Annotated in this window: 1 protein-coding gene; it reads right to left on the bottom strand. The window is 65.8% G+C overall.

The features are described 5' to 3' along the window. Nucleotides 1-839: 839 nt before the first annotated feature. Nucleotides 840-1,145, bottom strand: coding sequence for a hypothetical protein (locus ACY5KJ_RS02675; protein WP_462202724.1), 306 nt, complete (start codon nucleotides 1,143-1,145; stop codon nucleotides 840-842). Nucleotides 1,146-1,506 lie beyond the last annotated feature (361 nt).

A 1,506-nucleotide genomic window follows, 5' to 3' on the forward strand; every position in this document is an offset into this window, starting at 1 on the left:
CAGGCCCTAAATCCCCTGAGCGATCCCACCCGGCTGCGGTCCTGGCTACTCGAGCTTGCTCGAGGAAGCGATCTGGCCTGGTCGGGATCGCCCCAGGCGCGCAGCATCCCGGTACCCCATGGAGTCTCGCCCGAAGAGCTCCTCACCGGTGCCGTGGTTCCGGCGCCGGCGAGTCTGCGGGTCGGCCTCGCGCGCACCTTCGATCGCGCCGCTGTCGCGGCTGTAGCCGCAGCCTCAGCCGCCAGTCGGCGGGCTGCGGCCGCCGCGGCCGATACCGATACCGATACTAAGAGCGAAGTCGGCGAGACCACCAAGGAGACACCGAAGGTCAATCTCGTCAAGGTACCGACTGCTCCACCCAGCGGTGACAGGTACGCCGATGCCGAGAAAACCATCATCGCCGCCACCACGCACCCCACGCGTCTACTCCCGCTCATGCGCATGGACTCCGACAATGACCTCACCGACGCACCACAGACTCATACTGGCCGCGGCACCGCGGGATGGCGCAGGCGGTCGGCGGTGGCAGTCGCCGCGGTGACGGCCATTGCCGTCGCCGGCCTCACGGCGGCCATGAACTGGCCCACCTCCGATGCCCAGCTGCTGTCGGAGGACAGGCCGAATATCACGCAGGGGCAGGTGACGCAGGCGCCGACCCCGGACGCGGTACGTCCGCCCGTGCCTGCGGCCGCACCCAGCAATGCGGCCGCGACGTCCTCGACAGTCGTCCCGACGGTCGCCGGAGCGTTCACCAGCCGGGCTGCGTCGCCCGGGGGCTTGGAACCACGCCTCATGGAGCCCATCGCGCGGCAGGTCAGCAAGCCCTCGCCCTCCGCCGCTCACCGTCCCGACCCTGCTTTTGTCAAGGCGCCTGCGGCACCGCCTCCGTCCTCGCCGTCCACCGCCCCGGCGCCACGCACGCCGACGACGGGGCCACCGACCACGACTCCTACACAGCCGCCGACCACGACTCCATCGTCAGCCAGCCGACCGCCGACGGCACCACCGAGCACCCCACCCTCGACGACACCGACCGGGGTGGGCGCTCCGACGTCGACGTCCCCACCGAGTGGCAACCCCGGGAGCCCAAGTACCGGACCCGCTCCCAGCAGCTTCTCCACCGGAAGGACAAGTTCGCCCGACACAGGCGACTGGATCATCAATCCGATTACAATACCACTGCCCATTTTCATCTAGTCTTTTCTCTAGTCCACATTGCACAACAATGTGGATACGGGCATACTCAAAAGATGCCAGATCGAGCAGGACGTTAAAAATCCCGAGATCCGCCGAGTGCCGATAGTAGGCCTGGAAGGGACTGCGGTTCGGTCCCGGACTCGTCGGCGCCATAATCACGCATTTTCCACTCGGGGTCCCCGGTCCTTGTTCTCAGCCATTATGGGGACGTAATGAAGTAACAAATACGTGATCGAGAGCATCATCGCAGGTCACAGGCCTGTGGAGGGTTCGAAACGCGCAAGTTATTTCATTTCGACTCCTATGTGT

This window comes from Frankia sp. CcWB3 (assembly GCF_977927595.1).